This is a genomic window from Comamonas odontotermitis (assembly GCF_014207855.1).
Taxonomy (GTDB): Bacteria; Pseudomonadota; Gammaproteobacteria; order Burkholderiales; family Burkholderiaceae_C; genus Comamonas; species Comamonas odontotermitis_A.
Window position 1 is genome coordinate 94,160 of record NZ_JACHKZ010000005.1, and the last position, 18,844, is coordinate 113,003.

Annotated in this window: 19 protein-coding genes; 6 read left to right on the forward strand and 13 right to left on the reverse strand. The window is 59.5% G+C overall.

Annotation, left to right across the window (positions count from 1 at the left end; translation table 11 throughout):
• Window positions 1–178: 178 nt before the first annotated feature.
• Window positions 179–1,018 carry a hypothetical protein gene (locus HNP33_RS05850; RefSeq protein WP_184706261.1) on the forward strand — a complete coding sequence of 280 codons (840 nt, stop codon included), beginning with the start codon at window positions 179–181 and terminating at the stop codon, window positions 1,016–1,018.
• 329 nt (window positions 1,019–1,347) lie between these two features.
• Here the strand turns inward: HNP33_RS05850 and HNP33_RS05855 are convergent, their stop codons facing one another.
• From HNP33_RS05855 to HNP33_RS21170, 8 genes are all read right to left on the reverse strand, one after another.
• Window positions 1,348–2,250: a carbohydrate kinase family protein gene (locus HNP33_RS05855; protein WP_184706262.1), complete on the reverse strand. Its 903-nt coding sequence runs from the start codon at window positions 2,248–2,250 to the stop codon at window positions 1,348–1,350.
• Window positions 2,251–2,312: 62 nt separating this feature from the next.
• Window positions 2,313–3,878 (reverse strand): DUF3426 domain-containing protein, encoded by a 1,566-nt coding sequence (locus HNP33_RS05860; RefSeq protein ID WP_184706264.1) that lies wholly within the window; start codon window positions 3,876–3,878, stop codon window positions 2,313–2,315.
• A 25-nt stretch (window positions 3,879–3,903) separates the two neighbouring features.
• Window positions 3,904–4,839, reverse strand: a complete 936-nt coding sequence (prmA, locus tag HNP33_RS05865) for a 50S ribosomal protein L11 methyltransferase (protein ID WP_184706266.1) — start codon at window positions 4,837–4,839, stop codon at window positions 3,904–3,906.
• Window positions 4,840–4,992: 153 nt separating this feature from the next.
• On the reverse strand, window positions 4,993–6,348 hold the full coding sequence (gene accC / locus HNP33_RS05870) for an acetyl-CoA carboxylase biotin carboxylase subunit (protein WP_184706268.1): 1,356 nt from the start codon (window positions 6,346–6,348) through the stop codon (window positions 4,993–4,995).
• A gap of 8 nt (window positions 6,349–6,356) precedes the next feature.
• Window positions 6,357–6,815 carry an acetyl-CoA carboxylase biotin carboxyl carrier protein gene (accB, locus tag HNP33_RS05875; protein WP_184706270.1) on the reverse strand — a complete coding sequence of 153 codons (459 nt, stop codon included), beginning with the start codon at window positions 6,813–6,815 and terminating at the stop codon, window positions 6,357–6,359.
• 119 nt (window positions 6,816–6,934) lie between these two features.
• The gene (locus HNP33_RS05880) at window positions 6,935–7,498 is read right to left on the reverse strand and encodes a TlpA disulfide reductase family protein (RefSeq protein WP_184706272.1); all 564 of its coding nucleotides are present in this window, start codon (window positions 7,496–7,498) and stop codon (window positions 6,935–6,937) included.
• Between the two features lie 9 nt (window positions 7,499–7,507).
• Window positions 7,508–8,113 (reverse strand): hypothetical protein, encoded by a 606-nt coding sequence (locus tag HNP33_RS05885; protein WP_184706275.1) that lies wholly within the window; start codon window positions 8,111–8,113, stop codon window positions 7,508–7,510.
• Window positions 8,106–8,228, reverse strand: a complete 123-nt coding sequence (locus tag HNP33_RS21170) for a hypothetical protein (RefSeq protein WP_267906707.1) — start codon at window positions 8,226–8,228, stop codon at window positions 8,106–8,108. The genes HNP33_RS05885 and HNP33_RS21170 overlap by 8 nt, the downstream gene beginning before the upstream one ends.
• On the opposite strand from HNP33_RS21170, the gene mpl reads away from it, so the two are divergent.
• On the forward strand, window positions 8,227–9,630 hold the full coding sequence (gene mpl / locus HNP33_RS05890) for a UDP-N-acetylmuramate:L-alanyl-gamma-D-glutamyl-meso-diaminopimelate ligase (RefSeq protein ID WP_184706277.1): 1,404 nt from the start codon (window positions 8,227–8,229) through the stop codon (window positions 9,628–9,630). The two genes, HNP33_RS21170 and mpl, sit on opposite strands and share 2 nt — an antisense overlap.
• Window positions 9,631–9,745: 115 nt before the next feature.
• On the opposite strand, the gene HNP33_RS05895 is transcribed toward mpl, so the two are convergent.
• From HNP33_RS05895 to tldD, 3 genes are all read right to left on the reverse strand, one after another.
• Complete coding sequence (locus HNP33_RS05895; RefSeq protein ID WP_184706279.1) at window positions 9,746–10,057, reverse strand: hypothetical protein; 312 nt, start codon at window positions 10,055–10,057, stop codon at window positions 9,746–9,748.
• A gap of 127 nt (window positions 10,058–10,184) precedes the next feature.
• Complete coding sequence (locus HNP33_RS05900) at window positions 10,185–11,339, reverse strand: 3-deoxy-7-phosphoheptulonate synthase (protein WP_184706281.1); 1,155 nt, start codon at window positions 11,337–11,339, stop codon at window positions 10,185–10,187.
• Window positions 11,340–11,749: 410 nt separating this feature from the next.
• Window positions 11,750–13,216 carry a metalloprotease TldD gene (tldD, locus tag HNP33_RS05905; RefSeq protein WP_184706472.1) on the reverse strand — a complete coding sequence of 489 codons (1,467 nt, stop codon included), beginning with the start codon at window positions 13,214–13,216 and terminating at the stop codon, window positions 11,750–11,752.
• Between the two features lie 22 nt (window positions 13,217–13,238).
• Between tldD and HNP33_RS05910 the strand changes: the two genes are divergently transcribed.
• Window positions 13,239–13,418: a hypothetical protein gene (locus tag HNP33_RS05910; protein WP_184706283.1), complete on the forward strand. Its 180-nt coding sequence runs from the start codon at window positions 13,239–13,241 to the stop codon at window positions 13,416–13,418.
• A 32-nt stretch (window positions 13,419–13,450) separates the two neighbouring features.
• Here the strand turns inward: HNP33_RS05910 and HNP33_RS05915 are convergent, their stop codons facing one another.
• Window positions 13,451–13,786: a YegP family protein gene (locus tag HNP33_RS05915; protein ID WP_184706285.1), complete on the reverse strand. Its 336-nt coding sequence runs from the start codon at window positions 13,784–13,786 to the stop codon at window positions 13,451–13,453.
• A gap of 54 nt (window positions 13,787–13,840) precedes the next feature.
• Window positions 13,841–15,013: a rod shape-determining protein RodA gene (gene rodA, locus HNP33_RS05920; protein WP_184706287.1), complete on the reverse strand. Its 1,173-nt coding sequence runs from the start codon at window positions 15,011–15,013 to the stop codon at window positions 13,841–13,843.
• Between the two features lie 70 nt (window positions 15,014–15,083).
• Between rodA and HNP33_RS05925 the strand changes: the two genes are divergently transcribed.
• The 3 genes from HNP33_RS05925 (at window position 15,084) to HNP33_RS05935 (ending at window position 18,801) form a co-directional block, all read left to right on the forward strand.
• On the forward strand, window positions 15,084–15,671 hold the full coding sequence (locus HNP33_RS05925) for a YqiA/YcfP family alpha/beta fold hydrolase (RefSeq protein WP_184706289.1): 588 nt from the start codon (window positions 15,084–15,086) through the stop codon (window positions 15,669–15,671).
• 182 nt (window positions 15,672–15,853) lie between these two features.
• Window positions 15,854–17,920, forward strand: a complete 2,067-nt coding sequence (locus HNP33_RS05930) for a ribonuclease catalytic domain-containing protein (RefSeq protein ID WP_184706291.1) — start codon at window positions 15,854–15,856, stop codon at window positions 17,918–17,920.
• Between the two features lie 8 nt (window positions 17,921–17,928).
• On the forward strand, window positions 17,929–18,801 hold the full coding sequence (locus HNP33_RS05935; protein ID WP_184706293.1) for an energy transducer TonB: 873 nt from the start codon (window positions 17,929–17,931) through the stop codon (window positions 18,799–18,801).
• Window positions 18,802–18,844: the final 43 nt, after the last annotated feature.

Below are 18,844 nucleotides of genomic sequence, written 5' to 3' on the forward strand. Positions count from 1 at the left end.
CGAACCCAAGAAAAATGTGGTTTTCCTGATAGAAAACTGTGAAATTTGGCGTCTTTATTGAGGTTTGCACTATGACAGTTGCTAGCAGCTGATGCACAATTCAGTTTGCTATCAAAACTTCGTGTCGAATTCAATCAGGCATGAAGTCTGCTTTCTAAATTGACCGAAGGAGAAGAGCATGGCAACGTCCAAAGCAAGCAAGAAGTCTGCAGACACCAAGGCAACTGCTAAGAAGGCTGCAACCACCAAGGCTGCTGCCCCCAAGGCTGCAGCTAAGCCCAAGGCCGTCAAGGCCGCCGCTGCCAAGCCAGCGGCCAAAAAGACTGCAACCAAGGCAGCCGCCAAACCTGCAGCCAAAGCAGCAAGCACCAAAAAAGCTGCTGCCAAGCCAGCAGCCAAGAAGGCAGCCGCAAAGCCTGTAGCCAAGAAGGCTGCAGCCCCTGCGAAGAAGGCTTCTGCAACCAAGGCCGCTGCCAAGCCAGCAGCCAAGAAGACAGCAACCAAGGCCGTAGCGAAGAAAGCTGCAGCTCCTGCCAAGAAGGCAGCGGCTCCTGCAAAGAAGGCCGCGCCAGTAGCCAAGAAAGCCGCAGCCAAGCCAGCAGCCAAGAAGACTGCCGCGAAAGCTGCAGTGAAGAAGGCCGCTCCTGCCAAGAAGGCTGCTGCCGCCAAGGCTCCTGCCAAGAAGGCAGCCGTCAAGGCTGTGGCGAAAAAGGCCGCCGTAAAGGCAGCCCCTGCCAAAAAGGCTGCTGCGCCAAAGCCTGCCGCCAAGGCAGCTGCAAAACCCGCCGCGAAGCCTGCTGCAAAGAAGGCCGCTCCTGCCAAGAAAGCAGTCGCCGCGAAGCCTGCCGCAAAAGCTCCAGCCAAGCCCGCTGCTGCCAAGAAGGCCGCTCCTGCCAAGAAGGCTGCTGCAAAACCTGCCCCTGCTGCAGCGCCTGCCGCCGCATCCGCAGAGCCAGTGAAGACCGTGCTGAGCACCAACGCAGCCTGGCCTTTCCCAACCAGCAACCGCCCTCAATAAGAGCCTGCGGCCTATCAAAAACAAAACCGGCTTCAAGCCGGTTTTGTTTTTTCAGGTATCGACCCGGGTGCCAGAGTCACTTGCCTGCAGCCATCGCCATCAGCATGGTGCAATGTGAAGCTGCCTCAGTAATACAAGGCCTGCGCCCCGGCTAAGCACTTCTGGCGCTGGGCTTTGCAACACAGCGCCCCCAATGTGGATGAGCCTCTTTTGAACGTATTTACGATCTCTACGCAGCCGTTTTGAAGTTCAATCGGGATGGATTCACTCCATCCCTTTGGGGCAACGGGTTTGTGGAGGCTCGGCCAAGGACATCCGCGCTGAATGTATTACACCTCTGCCGGATTGAAATCCAACGTGTAATTTTGCGGACCGCGCGATGCAATCTTGAGCGCTCCCATCCGATTGCCGAGGGCAACGCAAGCCTGCAGCGAGCGCCCGTTTTCCAGACCCCACAGCAAGCCGCCTCGCCAGGCATCACCACATCCAGTAGGATCGACCACCGCTTTGGCCTGGACGCCAGGCACATGGGTCTGCACGCCGTTCTCCCAGAGCGCACAACCCTCGGCAGCCAAGGTCACCATGAGGCCCTTCACCTGTTTCGAGATTTCTTCAAACGACAAGCCCGTCCGGTCGCTCAGCATCTTGCCCTCGTAATCATTCACCGTCACCCAAGTCGCCAGGTTGATGAAATGGCGCAGCTCTTCGCCATTGAACATGGGCAGGCCCTGGCCGGGATCGAATACAAAAGGAATGCCTGCGGCATGCAATTGCTCAGCATGCTGCAGCATGGCATCGCGCCCATCAGGTGCCACGATGCCAATTGCAGCACCGCAGTCCTTGGTAATCTGGTTCTGATGTGCCTGCATCATCGCGCCCGGATGAAAAGCGGTGATCTGGTTATTGTCCAGATCAGTGGTGATCATGCATTGGGCCGTATAGGTGTCGTCCAGCTTCTTTACAAAGCGGGTATCGATACCCAGGTGCTGCATATGCGCCAGATAGCCGTCACCGTCATCGCCCAGCATGGCCATGGGCAAGGGCTTTCCGCCCAACAGTTGCAGCGCGTAGGCGATATTGCCAGCACAGCCTCCAAAATCGCGCCGCAATGTCGGCACCAGGAACGACACATTCAGGATATGGATCTGCTCGGGCATGATCTGGTCGGCAAAGCGGCCATCGAAAGTCATGATGTTGTCGAACGCAAGTGAACCGCAAATCAGCGAAGCCATGGAAATCCAATCTTTTTCAATCAAACAAATAGATGCGCGGGCAGTACGTGCCTACGGCGTATTCAGGGATAGAAGGCCTGCACGCGGTAACCCACCACTTCCTGGCCACGGTCTGCCACCGTAAGTGCAATCACCCCCGTCCATTCCCCATGGGCAGGCAACTGTGCCGGAGCCTGCAGATCACTCGCACCAAGCACGCGGCGCAGCACCAACTTTTCCGCAGCATCATTCAGGCTCAGCTCCAGCGCAGGCATGGCAACGGCATAGTCTGCGGCGTTGCGCAGCACCACGGTCAGCTTGAACTGGCCAGGCCCCATAGGGTTGAAAGTGGTGCTGTCAATGGAGATGCTTTGCAACTGGCGCGGCAATGCGATCTGGCACCTCGCAACCTGACAGATTTTTTCCAGCGCAGGACGCCACTGCGGGTGCAGCACAGCCAATCGGTCACGCTGCACTACTGCGATCTGGATCAGCAGCGCCGCCAAAAGCAGTGCGGCACACAAGCCAGATATGACCAGCACCTTGGGTTGGTTCCAGAAAGCTTTTCGTTTGGCATCACGGACAAAGCCCGGCTCCTGCTGCGGAGCCAGTCCAGGTTCTGCTGGTACAGCAGACGCATCAATTTCGGCCACAAAATTGGGCGCCGCAGCCAAAGAAGACTCCACCTTCGCAGATTTTCCCGGGCGGTCTGCCACCTCTGGGGCCATGGGCGGCGGCGCTTCACCACCGCGCTCAACACCAGACGGAAGATCGGGCCTCTTCGCTTTGCTTTCAGGAGCAGTTGGCGCTTTATCTTCAATATGCGATGCCGAACCCTCTTGCGATAGGGCTGTTGGGGCTGGCACGTCCATCCTGGGCGCAGGGGCCGGGCGGGCGATGGCCTTGCCAGGGTCGATGCCCGCTTCTTCCAAAGCGAGCACCTTGGTTTCGGTCCGCGACTTCTGTTCGGCAATGGCCTCCATCAGCCGACTTTCCCGCGCCTGCAGCTCGGCCAGGTCGTCCTGCGCAGAAAAGCCCACAGCACCTTGACGCAGGGCATCGGGGCGGTGACCGGCAGGATTCCACTCACTCTCCAGCGCCGGTGCGAGCTCAACGACGGAGGATGCAATCACGGCCGCCTTGGCGGCACCTGCAGACGATGCGGCCATGGCTTTGGCAGCCTCCGCAGAACCGCCGTCTTCATATGCGGACATCCACGAGGAATCGACATAACCCGATTCGCCAAAATTACCGCGGCGCGGAAACACCAATACGGAAAGCTCAGGCGCGTTGGCATGCGGATCGATCGCCATCGAGTTGCCCGTTACCAGCACGGCCGCATCCTGGGCAGCTATGGAATCCGCAGGCTGGGATGGTACAGGTGAGTGCGCTTGTGAAACAGCCGATGCAGATAGCGCCTGAGCATCGGAATTGAACGCATCTGCCACAGGCTGTGCAACAGCGCCCGAAGCACCCGTTGCCTCAGCAGGCGAGGCAGTCGCCGCACCCTGCCGCTGCACCAGATGGGTAAGCGCATCGAACACCGATTTGCATTTGCCACAGCGCACCCATCCGTCAGAGATGCGCAATTGGTCATCCACGACCTTGAATCGTGTCTGGCATTGGGGGCAACGCGTAATCTGGCTCATCGCTGTCGATTGTAGAAGCAGAAGCTCAGGCGTTTGCCGCCGGTGTTGCACGTTCGCTATGCAGAGGCACCTTGCGGTGCGCTGTCATCAGCACCCATCCGTCTTCAGTGTCTGCCACCTCCAGTTGCAGATAAGGTGCGTAGGCGTCCTTCAATTCGTCCGTCTGGCGCTCCAGGATGCCAGCCAGCACCAGATCACCGCCTTCTGCCACATGGCCACACAGCAATGGCGCCAGCACCTTGAGGGGTGTGGCCAGGATGTTGGCGAGCACCGTGCGGTATTCTCCCTGCGCGGCATCGGGCAGGCCCGCACGCAGTTTGACGTTGTTCGCCTGGGCGTTGTATTCGGTCGACTCCACGGCGGCGGTATCGATGTCCACAGCGTCGATATCGGTTGCCCCGAACTTGGCAGCGCCAATGGCCAGGATGCCGGAGCCGCAACCGTAATCCAACACACGGCCAAAATCGTGGCCCGCATCGCCACGGCTGGCAATCCAGCGCAGGCACATGCGGGTGGTGGGGTGGGTGCCTGTTCCAAAAGCCAGGCCCGGATCGAGGCGGATGCTGCGCGTGGCCGCAGCGGGCAGTTCATGCCAGGTCGGCACAATCCAGAACTGGGGGGTGATATCGACCGGCGCAAATTGCGACTGGGTCAGCCGCACCCAGTCCTGCTGCGCGACTTCGCGGATACCCAGCACAGAGCAACCGTCAAAGAAATCCTGCAGCTGCAGCAGCTTTTGCGCTTCGTCTGCAGCCGCGCGTTCCTGGAACAGCGCCACGATGCGGCTGCGCTGCCAGCCCTCTTTGGGCGGCGGCATACCGGGCTCACCAAACAATGCCTGCTCGGCATCGGTCTGCGCATCGGCATCTTCCACCGATACGCTGAGTGCGTCGAGCGCGTCCAGCGCATCGCTCACGCTCTCCACCCGGTCTTCCGGGCACATCAGGCACAGTTCGTACATGGCAAGATTCCTTAAAGCAAAAAGCTGGCATTCCCTAGGAAATGCCAGCATGCATGACTATCGATTTCAGAGCTGCTTGCGCACACCTTATCAAGCATTCAAGTTGTTTTCAACTGTCAGTGCTTCAAGAGTGCACGCCAACAGCTACGCTTTTTAGCGCTTACGCGCCGCAAGCCACTCTTCCAGGTAATGGATATTGGTACCACCGGCGTTGAACTTGGCGTCCACCATCAGCTCCGAATGCAGTGGAATATTGGTGGAGATGCCCTCCACCGCCGTCTCCAGCAGTGCGGTGCGCATGCGGGCAATGGCTTGTTCGCGGGTATCGCCATAGACGATCAGCTTGCCGATCATCGAGTCGTAATTTGGCGGAACAAAGTAGTTGGCATACACATGCGAATCCACGCGCACACCCGGGCCACCGGGCATGTGCCAGGTGGTGACACGGCCGGGCGAAGGGATGAACTTGTAGGGGTCTTCCGCGTTGATGCGGCATTCGATCGCATGACCACGCAGCTGGCTGTTGATCTGGCGCTGCGTGAATGGCAGCTTCTCGCCAGCCGCCACCATGATCTGCGTCTTCACGATATCCACGCCCGTGATCCACTCGGTGACCGGGTGTTCCACCTGTACGCGGGTGTTCATCTCGATGAAGTAGAACTCGCCGTTCTCGTACAGGAACTCGAAGGTACCCGCACCGCGGTAGCCGATCTTTTTGCAAGCGGCAACGCAGCGCTCGCCGATCTTCTCGATCAGGCGGCGTGGAATACCCGGCGCAGGCGCTTCTTCGATCACCTTCTGGTGGCGGCGCTGCATGGAGCAGTCGCGCTCGCCCAGATACACGGCATTCTTGAACTTGTCAGCCAGGATCTGGATTTCGATGTGGCGCGGGTTCTGCAGGTACTTTTCCATGTACACGGCAGGATTGCCAAAGGCTGCACCGGCTTCGGCCTTGGTCATCTGCACGGCATTGACCAGCGCTGCCTCCGTGTGAACCACACGCATGCCACGGCCACCGCCGCCGCCTGCCGCCTTGATGATGACTGGATAGCCAATCGCCTTGGCAATGCGGCGGATCAACGCAGGGTCATCCGGCAGCTCGCCGTCCGATCCTGGCACGCAAGGCACACCGGCCTTGATCATGGCTTGCTTGGCCGACACCTTGTCGCCCATGATGCGGATCGACTCAGGCGTGGGGCCGATGAACTGGAAGCCGCTTTTTTCCACGCGCTCGGCAAAGTCGGCATTCTCGGAAAGAAAGCCATAGCCGGGATGGATCGCTTCAGCATCCGTCACTTCCGCCGCAGAGATGATGGCGGGCATGTTCAGATAGCTTTGAGGCGACGGCGCAGGGCCGATACAGACAGCCTCATCAGCCAGCTTCACGTATTTGGCATCACGGTCCGCTTCGGAGTAGACCATCACCGCCTTGATGCCCAGCTCGCGGCATGCACGCTGCACACGCAACGCAATCTCTCCGCGGTTGGCAACCAGGATCTTTTTAAACATGCGGGGCCTTATCCAATAATGAACAGGGGCTGACCAAACTCTACGGCCTGGCCGTTTTCACCCAGAATCTGCGTGACCGTGCCGGACTTGTCGGCCTCGATCTCATTGAGGATCTTCATGGCCTCGATGATGCACAGCGTATCGCCTTCCTTGACCTGGCTGCCGATCTCAACAAACGCCTTGGCGCCAGGGGCAGACGAGCGGTAGAACGTGCCAACCATCGGTGACTTGACCGTGTGGCCCTGTGCGACGGCAGGTGCCGCAGCCGCTTCAGCTGCGGGAGCTGCAGGCACGGCAGCGGCTGGCGCAGCGACAGCAGGCATCACAGGGGCAGCCATCACTTGCTGCACCACGGCACCACCACCCTTCACAATGCGGACCTTGCCTTCTGCTTCGGTGATTTCCAACTCCGACACATTCGACTCAGACACGAGATCGATCAGGGTTTTCAGTTTGCGTAAATCCATGGGAGCTCCAACGGCTAAAAATTCAAACAGGGCGCAAATTTACTCGAAATTCGCCCTATTCATTTCAAAATCTCTGATTTTCGAACTGTGATTGCACTGTGGCACACAGCAGGCATCACTTACAGACTTACCCAATTTTGTAAGTCAGATGCCAGAAGTTGCCCCATTTTACGATGTTGAACGCGACCGTGCTTGTCATATATCACTGAAAACGGCAGCCCCCCTGCAGAATTGCCCAGATCACGGCTGAGAGCGGTACCCTGCATCCCTGCAATGGCAATAGGGAAAGAAAGCGGCATACGCTGCAGAAAACGGGCAACGGCCTCTTCCTTGTCAACTGCCAAGCCCAGCACCGTCCAGCCCTGGGCGCGCTGCGCCTGGTAAAACTGGTTCAGCATGGGCAGCTCTTCCACACAGGGCGGACACCAAGTCGCCCAAAAATTCAGCAGAAGCGGTTTTCCCTTGAATGCCGCCATCTCGATGGCGGGCTGCCCTGGCATGCCAGGAAAAGTCTGGGTCCAGATGGCCTCGTTCGTCCCGGGGGCTGCATCGCCCACGCGATGGCGCCACCATGCCCAACCTGCGCCAGCGGCCACGGCACCGACTGCCACCGCACCTGTCAGCCAGCGGCGTCGCGCCAGGGATGGCGAAATCGAAGGAGGGGAATCTGTCTCTGTACGCATGGCACTCTTTCAGTCTTTTGCGGGCACAGGCTCGGTCAGCAGGCGGCGCACCGCGTCCACCGAGCCGCGAAGTATGCGGCCACTGGCATCGGGCTTCAAGGCACCCCGCAGATCGTCGGCATCGTAAATCAGATAATGCACGCCCACGGATTCACCCAGGGGCTTGCACAGGCTGTTGATGGAGAGCGCATCCACCTGCTCGCCATGAAAACCATTCACCGACGAGACGTCATAGCGCACATCACGATCAATCAACGCAATCTCCGCTGATTTAGGGTCGTCGCAGAACAGTTGTATATAAATGTCTGAAAGGCGCGTGGCGGTGCCGTTCCAGACCGCGCCAGTCAGATGGGGGCGAAATGTCTCCATGCGCTCCATCCACAGCAGCGCCCATTCGCGCAGCGCGCGCAGCTCGGCAGGCTGCGTATCTGCACAAAAAAGCGCGATGTATTCACGCACCGCCGCTTCCAGCACATCATTGTCGGGCAAGGCGGTGCGGGCAGGCAGGCCCAGTTGCTTGACGGCCCGCTTCTTGGCCGGGCCCCATTCCAGGCCCTCCTCCACCACCATGCGCGCGGCGGTGTTGGCGATTTCCCAGGTCACTTCACTATTCATAGCGCCCCATTGTGACGGATTTGCCGCGACGGGCGATTTTTGCTTGTTTTGCTTGCAATTGCAGGGCGGGGATTAGCCCGTTGGGTAGCCGCACAACCTTAGAATCGGTTTCCATGCACATTCATATCTTGGGTATTTGCGGCACCTTCATGGGTGGTGTGGCGGCTTTGGCGCGTGAAGCGGGCCACAAAGTCACGGGTTGCGACGCGGGCGTGTATCCGCCCATGAGCGATCAGCTACGCGCCCTGGGCATTGAACTGATCGAAGGCTACAGCCCCGACCAGATGGCGCTGAAGCCCGACATGTATGTGATCGGCAATGTGGTCAGCCGTGTGCGCCTGCCTGACGGCACGCCCAAGTATCCCCTGATGGAAGCGATTCTGGATGCAGGCGCGCCCTACATCAGCGGCCCGCAGTGGCTGGCCGAAAACGTATTGCAGGGCCGCCATGTGCTGGCGGTGGCGGGCACGCATGGCAAAACCACCACGACCTCGATGCTCACCTGGATTCTGGAGGCAGCCGGCCTGCAGCCCGGGTTTCTGGTGGGCGGCGTGCCACTGGATTTTGGCGTTTCCGCCCGTCTGGGCGCGGCAGAGCGTCCCGGCACAGGGGACAAGCGCCCGCTGTTCGTCATCGAAGCCGATGAGTACGACACCGCTTTTTTCGACAAGCGCAGCAAGTTCGTGCACTACCGCCCGCGCACGGCCGTGCTCAACAACCTGGAGTTCGACCACGCCGACATCTTTGACGACCTGGCGGCGATTGAGCGCCAGTTTCACCACCTGGTACGCACAGTGCCGGCATCCGGCCGCATCGTGGCCAATGGTGTTGAAGAGAGCCTGTCCCGCGTATTGCACCAGGGATGCTGGAGCGAGGTAGTACGTTTTGGCGCTGCCGTGGATGACTTTCGCGCCGAAGGTGATCCGTCGGCTTTTGATGTCCTCTGCAAAGATCAGCGCGTGGCTCGCGTGGAATGGGCATTGTCAGGCATCCATAACCAGATGAATGCGCTGGCCGCCATTGCTGCGGCCCAGCATGTGGGTGTGGTGCCAGCAGTGGCTGGGCAGGCCCTGTCCCGGTTTCAGAACGTCAAGCGCCGCATGGAGCTGCGCGGCACGGTACAGGATATCGCCGTCTACGACGATTTTGCCCACCACCCTACCGCCATTCGCACTACGCTCGATGGCTTGCGAAAGCAAGTGGGTGCTGGCAAACGCATCCTGGCGGTGTTCGAGCCGCGCAGCAACACCATGAAGCTCGGGGCCATGAAGGCTCAACTGCCCTGGTCGCTGGAATCGGCCGATCTGGCGTTCTGCCATACCGCGGGCCTGGATTGGGACGCCGCCCAGGCGCTGGCATCCATGGGCGCCCGCGCGCAAACTGCCAGCAATGTGGAAGACCTTGTCTCCCAGGTGGTGCGTGCAGCGCGCTCTGGTGACGTGGTGGTGTGCATGAGCAATGGAGGCTTTGGCGGCATCCATGACAAGCTGCTGAAGGCCTTGGCACAGCCACACTGAACTACAAAAAGCATAGTTACTAGCGCCCTCCTGCTGGGCGCTATCGGCAGTTTTCATGAAAAAACAAAAGCGAGACCGAAGTCTCGCTTTTGTTTTTGGGCGGCCGCTTGCCCGGTCAAAAGCTCACGGTCATGGCTTTCGTATTGACCAACACGGTGGGCCGTCCAACTGCACCGACACTGGCCTTGGCAAACTGGGCCAGCCAGTCTGGATCGCCCAGCAGCGCAGCACCGGCAGCTTGCGCTACGACAACGATCTTGTCCGCAATCAACACCTTGCCACTGGCTCGCAGCGGCTCGCAATCCATGCGGATGAACTCCTGATCCAGCCAGCGGCGTCCCTCCTCGTTGGACATGGCTTCAGCACTGTCAAAATCGTGCAAAAACTCCGCGCCGCCATCCAGCAGCACCCGTACTTCATTGCGCATGAAAAATCCCTGCTTGGTGATTGGAGAAGGCTGCGCGCCTGCGGCAGCACAGCCCTAAGAACATGTTTTGCGATCTCTATCTACGCAGCCACGCTGGAGATCGCAGACACGTTCTGAAGCCGCCAGCTTACACGGTTGCTGCGCTGGTTTCCTCGGTGTTTGCGCGCACGCGGCGCGCCTTGACGGCACTGGACAGTTCCGCCAGGCTGGCCAGCGAATCTTCCCAGCCCAGGCAGGCGTCGGTGATGCTCTTGCCGTATTCCAGGGCGGCTGGATCGTTCTTGCCGGGGGTGAACTTCTGCGCGCCAGCCTGCAGATGGCTCTCGATCATCACGCCAAACACGCTGCGCGAGCCGCTTTCGATCTGCTGGGCAATATCGTGTGCCACATCCTTTTGCTTTTCGTGCTGCTTGCTGCTGTTGGCATGGCTGCAGTCAATCATCAAGGTGGCGGGCAGGTGTGCGGCCTCCAGATCCTTACACGCTGCAGCAACGTGGGCTGCATCGTAGTTCGGCGTCTTGCCACCGCGCAGGATGACGTGGCAGTTGGCATTGCCCTTGGTGTGCACAATGGCCACCTGGCCGTTTTTGTGCACCGACAGGAAATGGTGCGGGCGGCTGGCCGACTGGATGGCGTCAGTCGCAATGCGGATATTTCCGTCGGTGCCGTTCTTGAAGCCTACTGGCGCCGAGATGCCCGAAGCCAGCTCGCGGTGCACCTGGCTCTCAGTGGTGCGCGCGCCAATCGCACCCCAGCTGATCAGGTCGCCAATGTACTGGGGCGAGATCATGTCGAGGAACTCGCTGCCCGCAGGCACCCCCTGGCGATTGATTTCAATGAGCAACTGGCGTGCGATGCGCAGGCCTTCGTCAATACGGTAGCTTTCGTCGAGGTAGGGATCGTTGATCAGGCCCTTCCAACCTACTGTGGTGCGCGGCTTTTCGAAGTAGACGCGCATCACGATCTCCAGCGTGTCTTCGTATTCCTTGCGCACGGCTTTGAGGCGGCGGGCGTATTCCAGCGCAGCCTGCGGATCATGAATGGAGCAAGGCCCGATGATGACCAGCAGGCGGTCATCGTCGCCAGACATGATGTTGTGGATGTTCTGGCGGGTATTGTTGATCAATGCTTCCACGGGCGTTCCGTGGATCGGGAAGAAGCGGATCAGATGCTCTGGAGGCGGCAGCACGGTGATGTCCTTGATACGTTGGTCGTCGGTTTGGCTGGTTTTCTCGACACCGCGATACCAAGCATCGCTTGCGGGGTGGGCTTGCTGAGTCATCTGACGTTCCTAAAGTTGTGGGTGGGTGTATGCAACAAAAAACCGCCGGGCTTTGCAGCTTCGGCGGTTGTCTGGGAGGTTTGGGTGCTCGCGCGCTTATGCCTCTCGTCCGCCTGGGACCGAGAACCAAAAGTAAAAATAAAAAGCGCTACGTGCTTGCATGTTTTTCAATGTACCACATTCGCTTGCTCACAGGGCAAGCGAATTGTTGCAAACGCACAAAAATTGCATAAACACGATAAATTATCTGCAATTTGCATTTTTATACCTTCAATTTATCGAATCACACAATAAAACATCAATTTCAAATGCTGCAGTGCCGCATTTTTGCTGCAAAAAACAAACGCCCGCATGACGGCTGCCATGCGGGCGTTGCGCGAAATTGCCTCTTTAGATTCGCTTGAGGTGGATCAGGCCGTGCCTCCAACGGTCAGGCCGTCAATCCGCATGGTGGGTTGCCCCACGCCCACCGGCACGCTCTGGCCTTCCTTGCCACAGGTGCCCACGCCACTGTCCAGGCGCATGTCATTGCCGATCATGCTGACGTGCTTGAGGCATTCCGGGCCGCTACCCACAATGGTGGCGCCCTTCACGGGGTACTGGATCTTGCCGTTTTCCACCCAGTAGGCTTCACTGGCTGAGAAGACGAACTTGCCGCTGGTGATATCAACCTGCCCACCACCGAAATTGGTGGCATACAAGCCCTTCTTGATCGACGCGATGATTTCCTGCGGATCCTTGTCGCCGCCGAGCATGTAGGTGTTGGTCATGCGCGGCATGGGGATGTGCGCATAGCTTTCGCGGCGGCCATTGCCTGTAGGCTTGACTTTCATCAAGCGCGCATTCATCGCATCCTGGATGTAGCCCTTGAGGATGCCATCCTCGATCAGCACATTGCGCTGGGTGGGCTGGCCTTCGTCATCCACATTCAGCGAACCGCGGCGGTCGGCAATGGTGCCGTCGTCCAGCACCGTCACGCCCTTGGCCGCTACGCGCTGGCCAATCATGCCGCTGAATGCACTGGAGCCCTTGCGGTTGAAATCGCCTTCCAGGCCATGGCCCACAGCCTCGTGCAGCAGCACGCCAGGCCAGCCTGGGCCCAAGACCACAGTCATCTCGCCAGCTGGCGCGGGGCGCGAATCCAGGTTGACCAGCGCAGCCTTCACTGCTTCATCCACATATTGCTGAATGAGCGTGTCGTCAAAATAGGCCAGACCAAATCGGCCACCGCCGCCGGCCGACCCGACTTCGCGGCGGTTCTTGCTCTCGGCAATCACCGTGACGGACAGGCGCACCAGCGGGCGTACATCGGCGGCCAGTGTGCCGTCGGCACGGGCAATCAGCACCACATCGTGCTCGGCGGCCAGACCGGCCATCACCTGCTTGACGCGCGGGTCCTTCGCTCGGGCCAGGGCTTCCACCTTTTCCAGCAGTTTCACCTTGGCGGTGCTGTCCAGTGTGGCGATTGGGTCCAGATCGGGGTAGAGCGAGCGGCTGGGCGCGATCTTCTTGGCAGGCACTCGCACTTGGCCGGACTGGTTGTGGGCGCCGATTGCGCGCACGGTATGGGCCGCGTCGAGCAGTGAATCCAGCGAAATGTCATCCGAATAGGCAAATGCGGTTTTCTCGCCCGCCACGGCACGCACGCCCACTCCCTGGTCGATGGCGAACGATCCGGTTTTGACAATGCCCTCTTCCAGGCTCCAACCTTCGGCACGGGTGTACTGAAAGTACAGGTCCGCATCGTCAACCTTGTGGGCACGGATATCGGCCAGCGCACGCGCCAGATGGCTGTCGTCCAGACCAAACGGCGCAAGCAGCAGGCTGCGCGCAATGTCCAAACGTTGTTCGGTAGAAGCCGTCAGCGGCTTGGCCATGGCAAGATCAAAAGGTGCATTCATGGGATTGATTTTAGAGGCAGCGCAATGGCCACCGCAGTCTGGTGTCATGCAGATGCGGCCGGATCGCCCGGATGCAAGCAATAAAAAACCGCAGTGCTCGTCAAAACACTGCGGTGCAGCCTGTCAGGCATGGCCTGAAGCAGCTCCTGATTGCTATCAAAAACAAAGTTCAGATTGAATCAGGAAGCACGCCTAAAGCTCATTTTGCCTTCAGATCGCCTGGTCATCAACCACGGCAACCGGGCCATTGGCCTTGACCGAGTCGATACCGCCATCACGCGCCTTCTCGCTGGAGTACATCTGGCTTTGCCCGATGACCTGCCCATTGCCCGCCTTGAGCGTGAAGTAAGGCGAGTTGTCCTTGCCCGCCAGGCGCTCATAGCGGCCATCGTCAGGGGCATTCTTTTTCACCGACTCGATGCCATTGATCGCGCTGGCTTTGGCTTCGTACATTTCGCTTGTCAGGATGATCTGCCCATTGGTGGCGAGCAGGTTGAAAAAGAACTTTCTGTTCTTGGACTTCTTCAGTTCAAACTTGGCGGCCATGCAAACTCCTTGTGAAGTGGAATACCGCCGTTGTACCAAGAAAAGACCCAGAAATCACAGCCTTGGCGGCTGATCTTGCACTAGTTGACGTTGTGAGCGCGCCACCGACATCAGGATGCCCAGCGCCAGCCCCAGCGTCACCATGGCGGTTCCGCCATAGCTGACAAATGGCAACGGCACCCCCACCACCGGCAGAATGCCGCTCACCATGCCCATGTTGACAAAGGCGTAGGTGAAAAAGATCATCGCCACCGCGCCAGCCATCAGGCGGCCAAACAAGGTGGGCGCTCGCATGGCGATCACCAACCCGCGCCACACCAGCATCAGGAAGAAGAAAATCAGAAGCAGATTGCCCGCAAGGCCAAACTCCTCGGAGAAGGCGGCGAAGATGAAGTCTGTGGTGCGCTCAGGAATGAACTCCAGGTGGGTCTGCGTGCCCGCCATGAATCCCTTGCCCATAAAACCGCCCGAGCCAATGGCAATCATGCCCTGGATGATGTGAAAGCCCTTGCCCAGCGGATCGCGCGTCGGATCCAGCAAGGTACAAATGCGCTGGCGCTGGTATTCGTGCAGCACCACCAGGTCCATGCCATCCTCGCACAGATGGTGACCGTATATTGCTATCAAAATAAGACCTACCGCCCCAATCAGCACCGGCGGTAGGATCAGTTTCCACGACAGACCTGCGAAATAGATCACAGCCAGGCCAGACGCCATCACCAGCAGCGAAGTCCCCAGATCAGGCTGCTTCATGATCAGCCCCACAGGCACCGCCAAAATGGCAAATGCCATCACAAAATCGGTCGCCCGCAATGCGCCTTCGCGGCGCTGGAACCACCAGGCCAGCATCAGTGGCATGGCGATCTTGAGCAACTCACTCGGCTGGATGACAATACCGATATTGACCCAGCGCTGGGCCCCTTTTTTGGTAACGCCAAACAGCGCCACCGCGACGAGCAGCGCCACCCCCAGCCCATACAGCGGCAACGCAAAACTGGCCAGCCGGTGCGGCGGAATCTGCGACACCACCAGCAAAATGCCCAATGCCAGCATCATGTTGCGGCCGTGGTCGACAAATCGCGTGCCATGGTCGAACCCGGCGGAGTACATCGCCGTCAAACCGATGGCAGCCAGCGCCCCGATGATGAAAATCAGCGGCCAATCGTAGCCGCGCACCATTGGCAGCAGACGCTGCAGCACATTCGGTTTGTCTAGAACTTCGGACATGGCCGCCATTATCGGCGTTGTCTGACATTTGCCGCCGCAGGCCATCGATCAGTTCACTATCATTTTCTGTATGACCACCCATTTGCTCTACCTGCACGGCTTTCGCTCTTCGCCCCAGTCTGCAAAATCCCGGCGCATGCAGCGCCATGTCGAAGGCTTGCGCCAGCACGTCGTCTGGGCTTCGCCACAACTGCCCCCCTCTCCCAGGGAAGCGGCAGATGTCATGCTGCAGGCCACGCGCAACTGGACTGGCCTGCCCGCGCAGAGTCTGGCAGTCATCGGCTCGTCGCTGGGCGGCTTCTACGCCAGCTGGATCGCCCAGCAACTGGGTTGCAAGAGCGTGATGATCAACCCGTCGACCACGCCCTGGGTCACCCTGGAAAAGCACCTGGGCGAGCAAACCGCTTGGCACAACCCGCAAGAGCACTTCTTCTTTCGCCCCGAATACCTGAATGAACTCAAGGCGCTGGATGTAACGAGCCAGCCACCTGCTGCCCCACAGCTGCTGATTGCCGCCAAGGGCGACGAGGTGCTGGATTGGCGCGACATGGTGGCACGCTACCCGGCCGCAGAAGTATTGCTGCAGGAAGGTGGCGACCACGCCCTTAGCAACTTTGACGACTATCTGCCCGAGATCGACCGCTTTTTGGGGTGGTAGCGCTTTTTTTCATTTTTCTGCGCCTGTGAACCAGGGTTTGCTCCCGGTCATTGCATCAAAACTACAAATTTCATAGCTGCTTGCGCTTACCAATCAAAAGCAAACAGCCAATTTGATACAAAAAATCCAAAAAACCCTGCAGTGGCGGCCCATGGGCGCATGCCATGGGAAAATGCTTGCCTATGTATGCACTCTTTGACGACGCTGGCAAATTTCTGGCCGGCCGTATCCTCTCCGAAGCTGAAAGTTCTGCCCAGATTGAATTGGACTCCGGGAAACGGGTCAAGGTCAAAGCCGCGAATGTGCTTCTCAAGTTCGACAAGCCCACGCCGGCCGAGCTGATTGCGCAGGCACAAACCCTGTCGGTGGACATTGACCCGCAACTGGCCTGGGAGTTTGCGCCCGAAGACGAGTTTGGCTTTGCCGATCTGGCGCGAGACTATTTTTCCGAGAGCGCATCGACCATCGAACAGGTTGCAGCGCTCTTCACACTGTTCGAGACGCCGCATTACTTCCGCCGCGCGGGCAAAGGCCGTTTCAAGAAAGCGCCAGCCGAGATCGTGCAGCAGGCGCTGGCCGCCATCGAGAAGAAAAAGCAGATCCAGGCCCAGATCGACGCCTGGGCCGATGAGCTGGTCGCCGGTGTAACGCCTGCGCCGGTGCAGCAGCAGCTCTACAAGATTCTGTTCAGGCCGGACAAGAACGCGCCAGAGTACAAGGCCGTGGTGGAAGCCAGCCGCAAGGCGCAATTGGCCCCGCTGGCGCTGCTGCAGAAAGCGGGAGCCATCAATTCCTCCTACCAGTTCCACTGGCAGCGCTTTCTGTTTGACAACTTCCCCAAGGGTACGGGTTTTCCGGCGGTCACGGCGCCCCAGCCTCCATCCGATCTGCCGCGGGCCGACGTACAAGCCTACTCCATCGACGATTCGCAGACCACTGAAATCGACGATGCGCTGTCGGTGCGTGGCCTGGGAACGGGGCAAGTGACGGTGGGCGTACACATTGCTGCGCCCGGCCTCGCAATCGAACCCGGCTCGGCGCTCGATCACCTGGGCCGCAACCGCTATTCCACGGTCTACATGCCTGGCTACAAGATCACCATGCTGCCCGACGAGGTGGTGCAGATCTACACGCTGGACGAAGGCCGCGCCAATCCGGCCGTGTCGCTGTATGTCACCTACAACGAAGAGACGCTCGAAGTCATCGCCAAGGAAACCAAGCTGGAGCGCGTGCCGGTGGTGGTCAACTTCCGCTACGACAAGCTCGACCACATTGCCACCGAAGAGTGGCTGATGGACAGCAGCCTGCAGGTTGAAAATACGCCCCAACCCTTACTGGACAAGCGCGAAGAGCTCACATTTTTATACCGCCTCTCGCGCCATCTGAAGGCAGGACGGGAAGTGGTGCGCGGCAAGCCCGAGAACTTCAACCGCCCCGACTACAACTTCCGCCTCGTCGGCAATGATGGTGCGGTGCCCAACGGCTCCGAGACGGTGGAGATCAGCGTGCGCAAGCGTGGCGCGCCACTCGACCTGATCGTGGCCGAGGCCGCCATCGTGGCCAACAGCAGCTGGGGCCAGTTGCTGGCCGACTACGGCGTGCCCGGCATCTACCGCAGCCAGGCAAGCCTGGCTCCCGGCGTCAAGGTACGCATGTCCACCAAGGCACTGCCGCATGCTGGCATCGGTGTCAAAAGCTATGTCTGGGCCACCTCGCCGCTGCGCCGTTATACCGATCTGGTCAACCAGTGGCAGATCATTGCCTGCGCGCGCAACGGCGCAACGGCAGCGCTGGTGGCACCGTTCAAGCCCAAGGATGCAGAGATGTTCTCCATCATCAGCGGGTTTGACGCGGCCTACAGTGCCTACAACAGCTACCAGGCAGGGATGGAGCGCTTCTGGACCCTGAAATACCTGGAACAGCACCAGATCAGTGAACTAACTGCAACAGTCATGAAGGAAGGCGCGGCCGGCAGCATGATGGTGCGCGCAGATACACTACCATTGGTGTTTCCGGTGCTGGGCGCGCAGAATTTGCCGCGTGGTGCCCAGGTCCGGGTCAAACTGGGGGAGATCGACGAGATCACGCTCGATGTGACTGGAACCGTGCTGGAGAGACTGGACGATACCGGGGCCGAGCAGGCCAGCGAGGACTCGCCAGAAGATGAGGAGGAGGCCGTGGCTGGGCCCATCGCGATTGCGGTGGACATGAGCGACGGCGAGGACGCGGCGACAACAAAAACCGATTAACCGGAACCGTGAAGTTTCTGCAATTTCTTCGTTCGCTTTCCACACTGCAGCTGGCGCTGCTGATCTCTGTTCTGGTGCATGCCGTAGTGCTGAGCATCCGCTTTGTCGACCCTGAAGCCTTCGACCGCGTGTTCGAGGACACGCCGCTGGAGGTGATCCTGGTCAATGCCAAGTCGGACGACACCAAGCCCGACAAAGCCCAGGCCGTGGCCCAAGCCAGCCTGGCGGGCGGCGGCGAGTCTGCCAATACCGCAGAGCGCGCCACCAGCCCCATGCCCTACTCGGCCATCACCAACATGGGCGATGACTTCGAGGAACGCCAGCGCCAGATCGACGCCATGCAGGCACAGCAGATGCAATTGCTCGCCGACCTGCGCAACCAGCTGGCGCAATACCGCCCGCCCGACACGCGCAAGGCCAGCGCCTCGCAGTCCGACATGGAGCAGGAAGAAAAGCACAAGCAGCTCCTGAAGATGCTGGCCGAGATTGAAAAGCGCATCCACGAGGAAAACGCCCGCCCCAAAAAGCGCTACATCAGCCCCGCCACCCGTGAAGAAGTGTTTGCGCTGTACTACGACGAACTGCGCCGCAAGGTGGAAGACCGCGGCACCGCCAACTTCCCCGAAGCCGGTGGCAAGAAGCTGTATGGCGAATTGATCATGATCATGACGGTGAACCACGACGGCCGCGTGCTGGGCACCGAGGTGTACAAGAGCTCGGGCAACCAGCAACTCGATCGCCGCGCCGAAGCCATCGCCGTCAGCAGCGGCCCGTTTGGCCACTTTGGCCCCGCGCTGCGCGCCAAGGCCGACCAGATTGCCGTGGTCTCCAAATTCCGTTTCACCCGCGAGCAAACGCTGGAAACCGCCAATTTGCAGTAAAGTGGTGCAGATTTTCATGCAGCGGGCACCTTGGTGCCCGTTT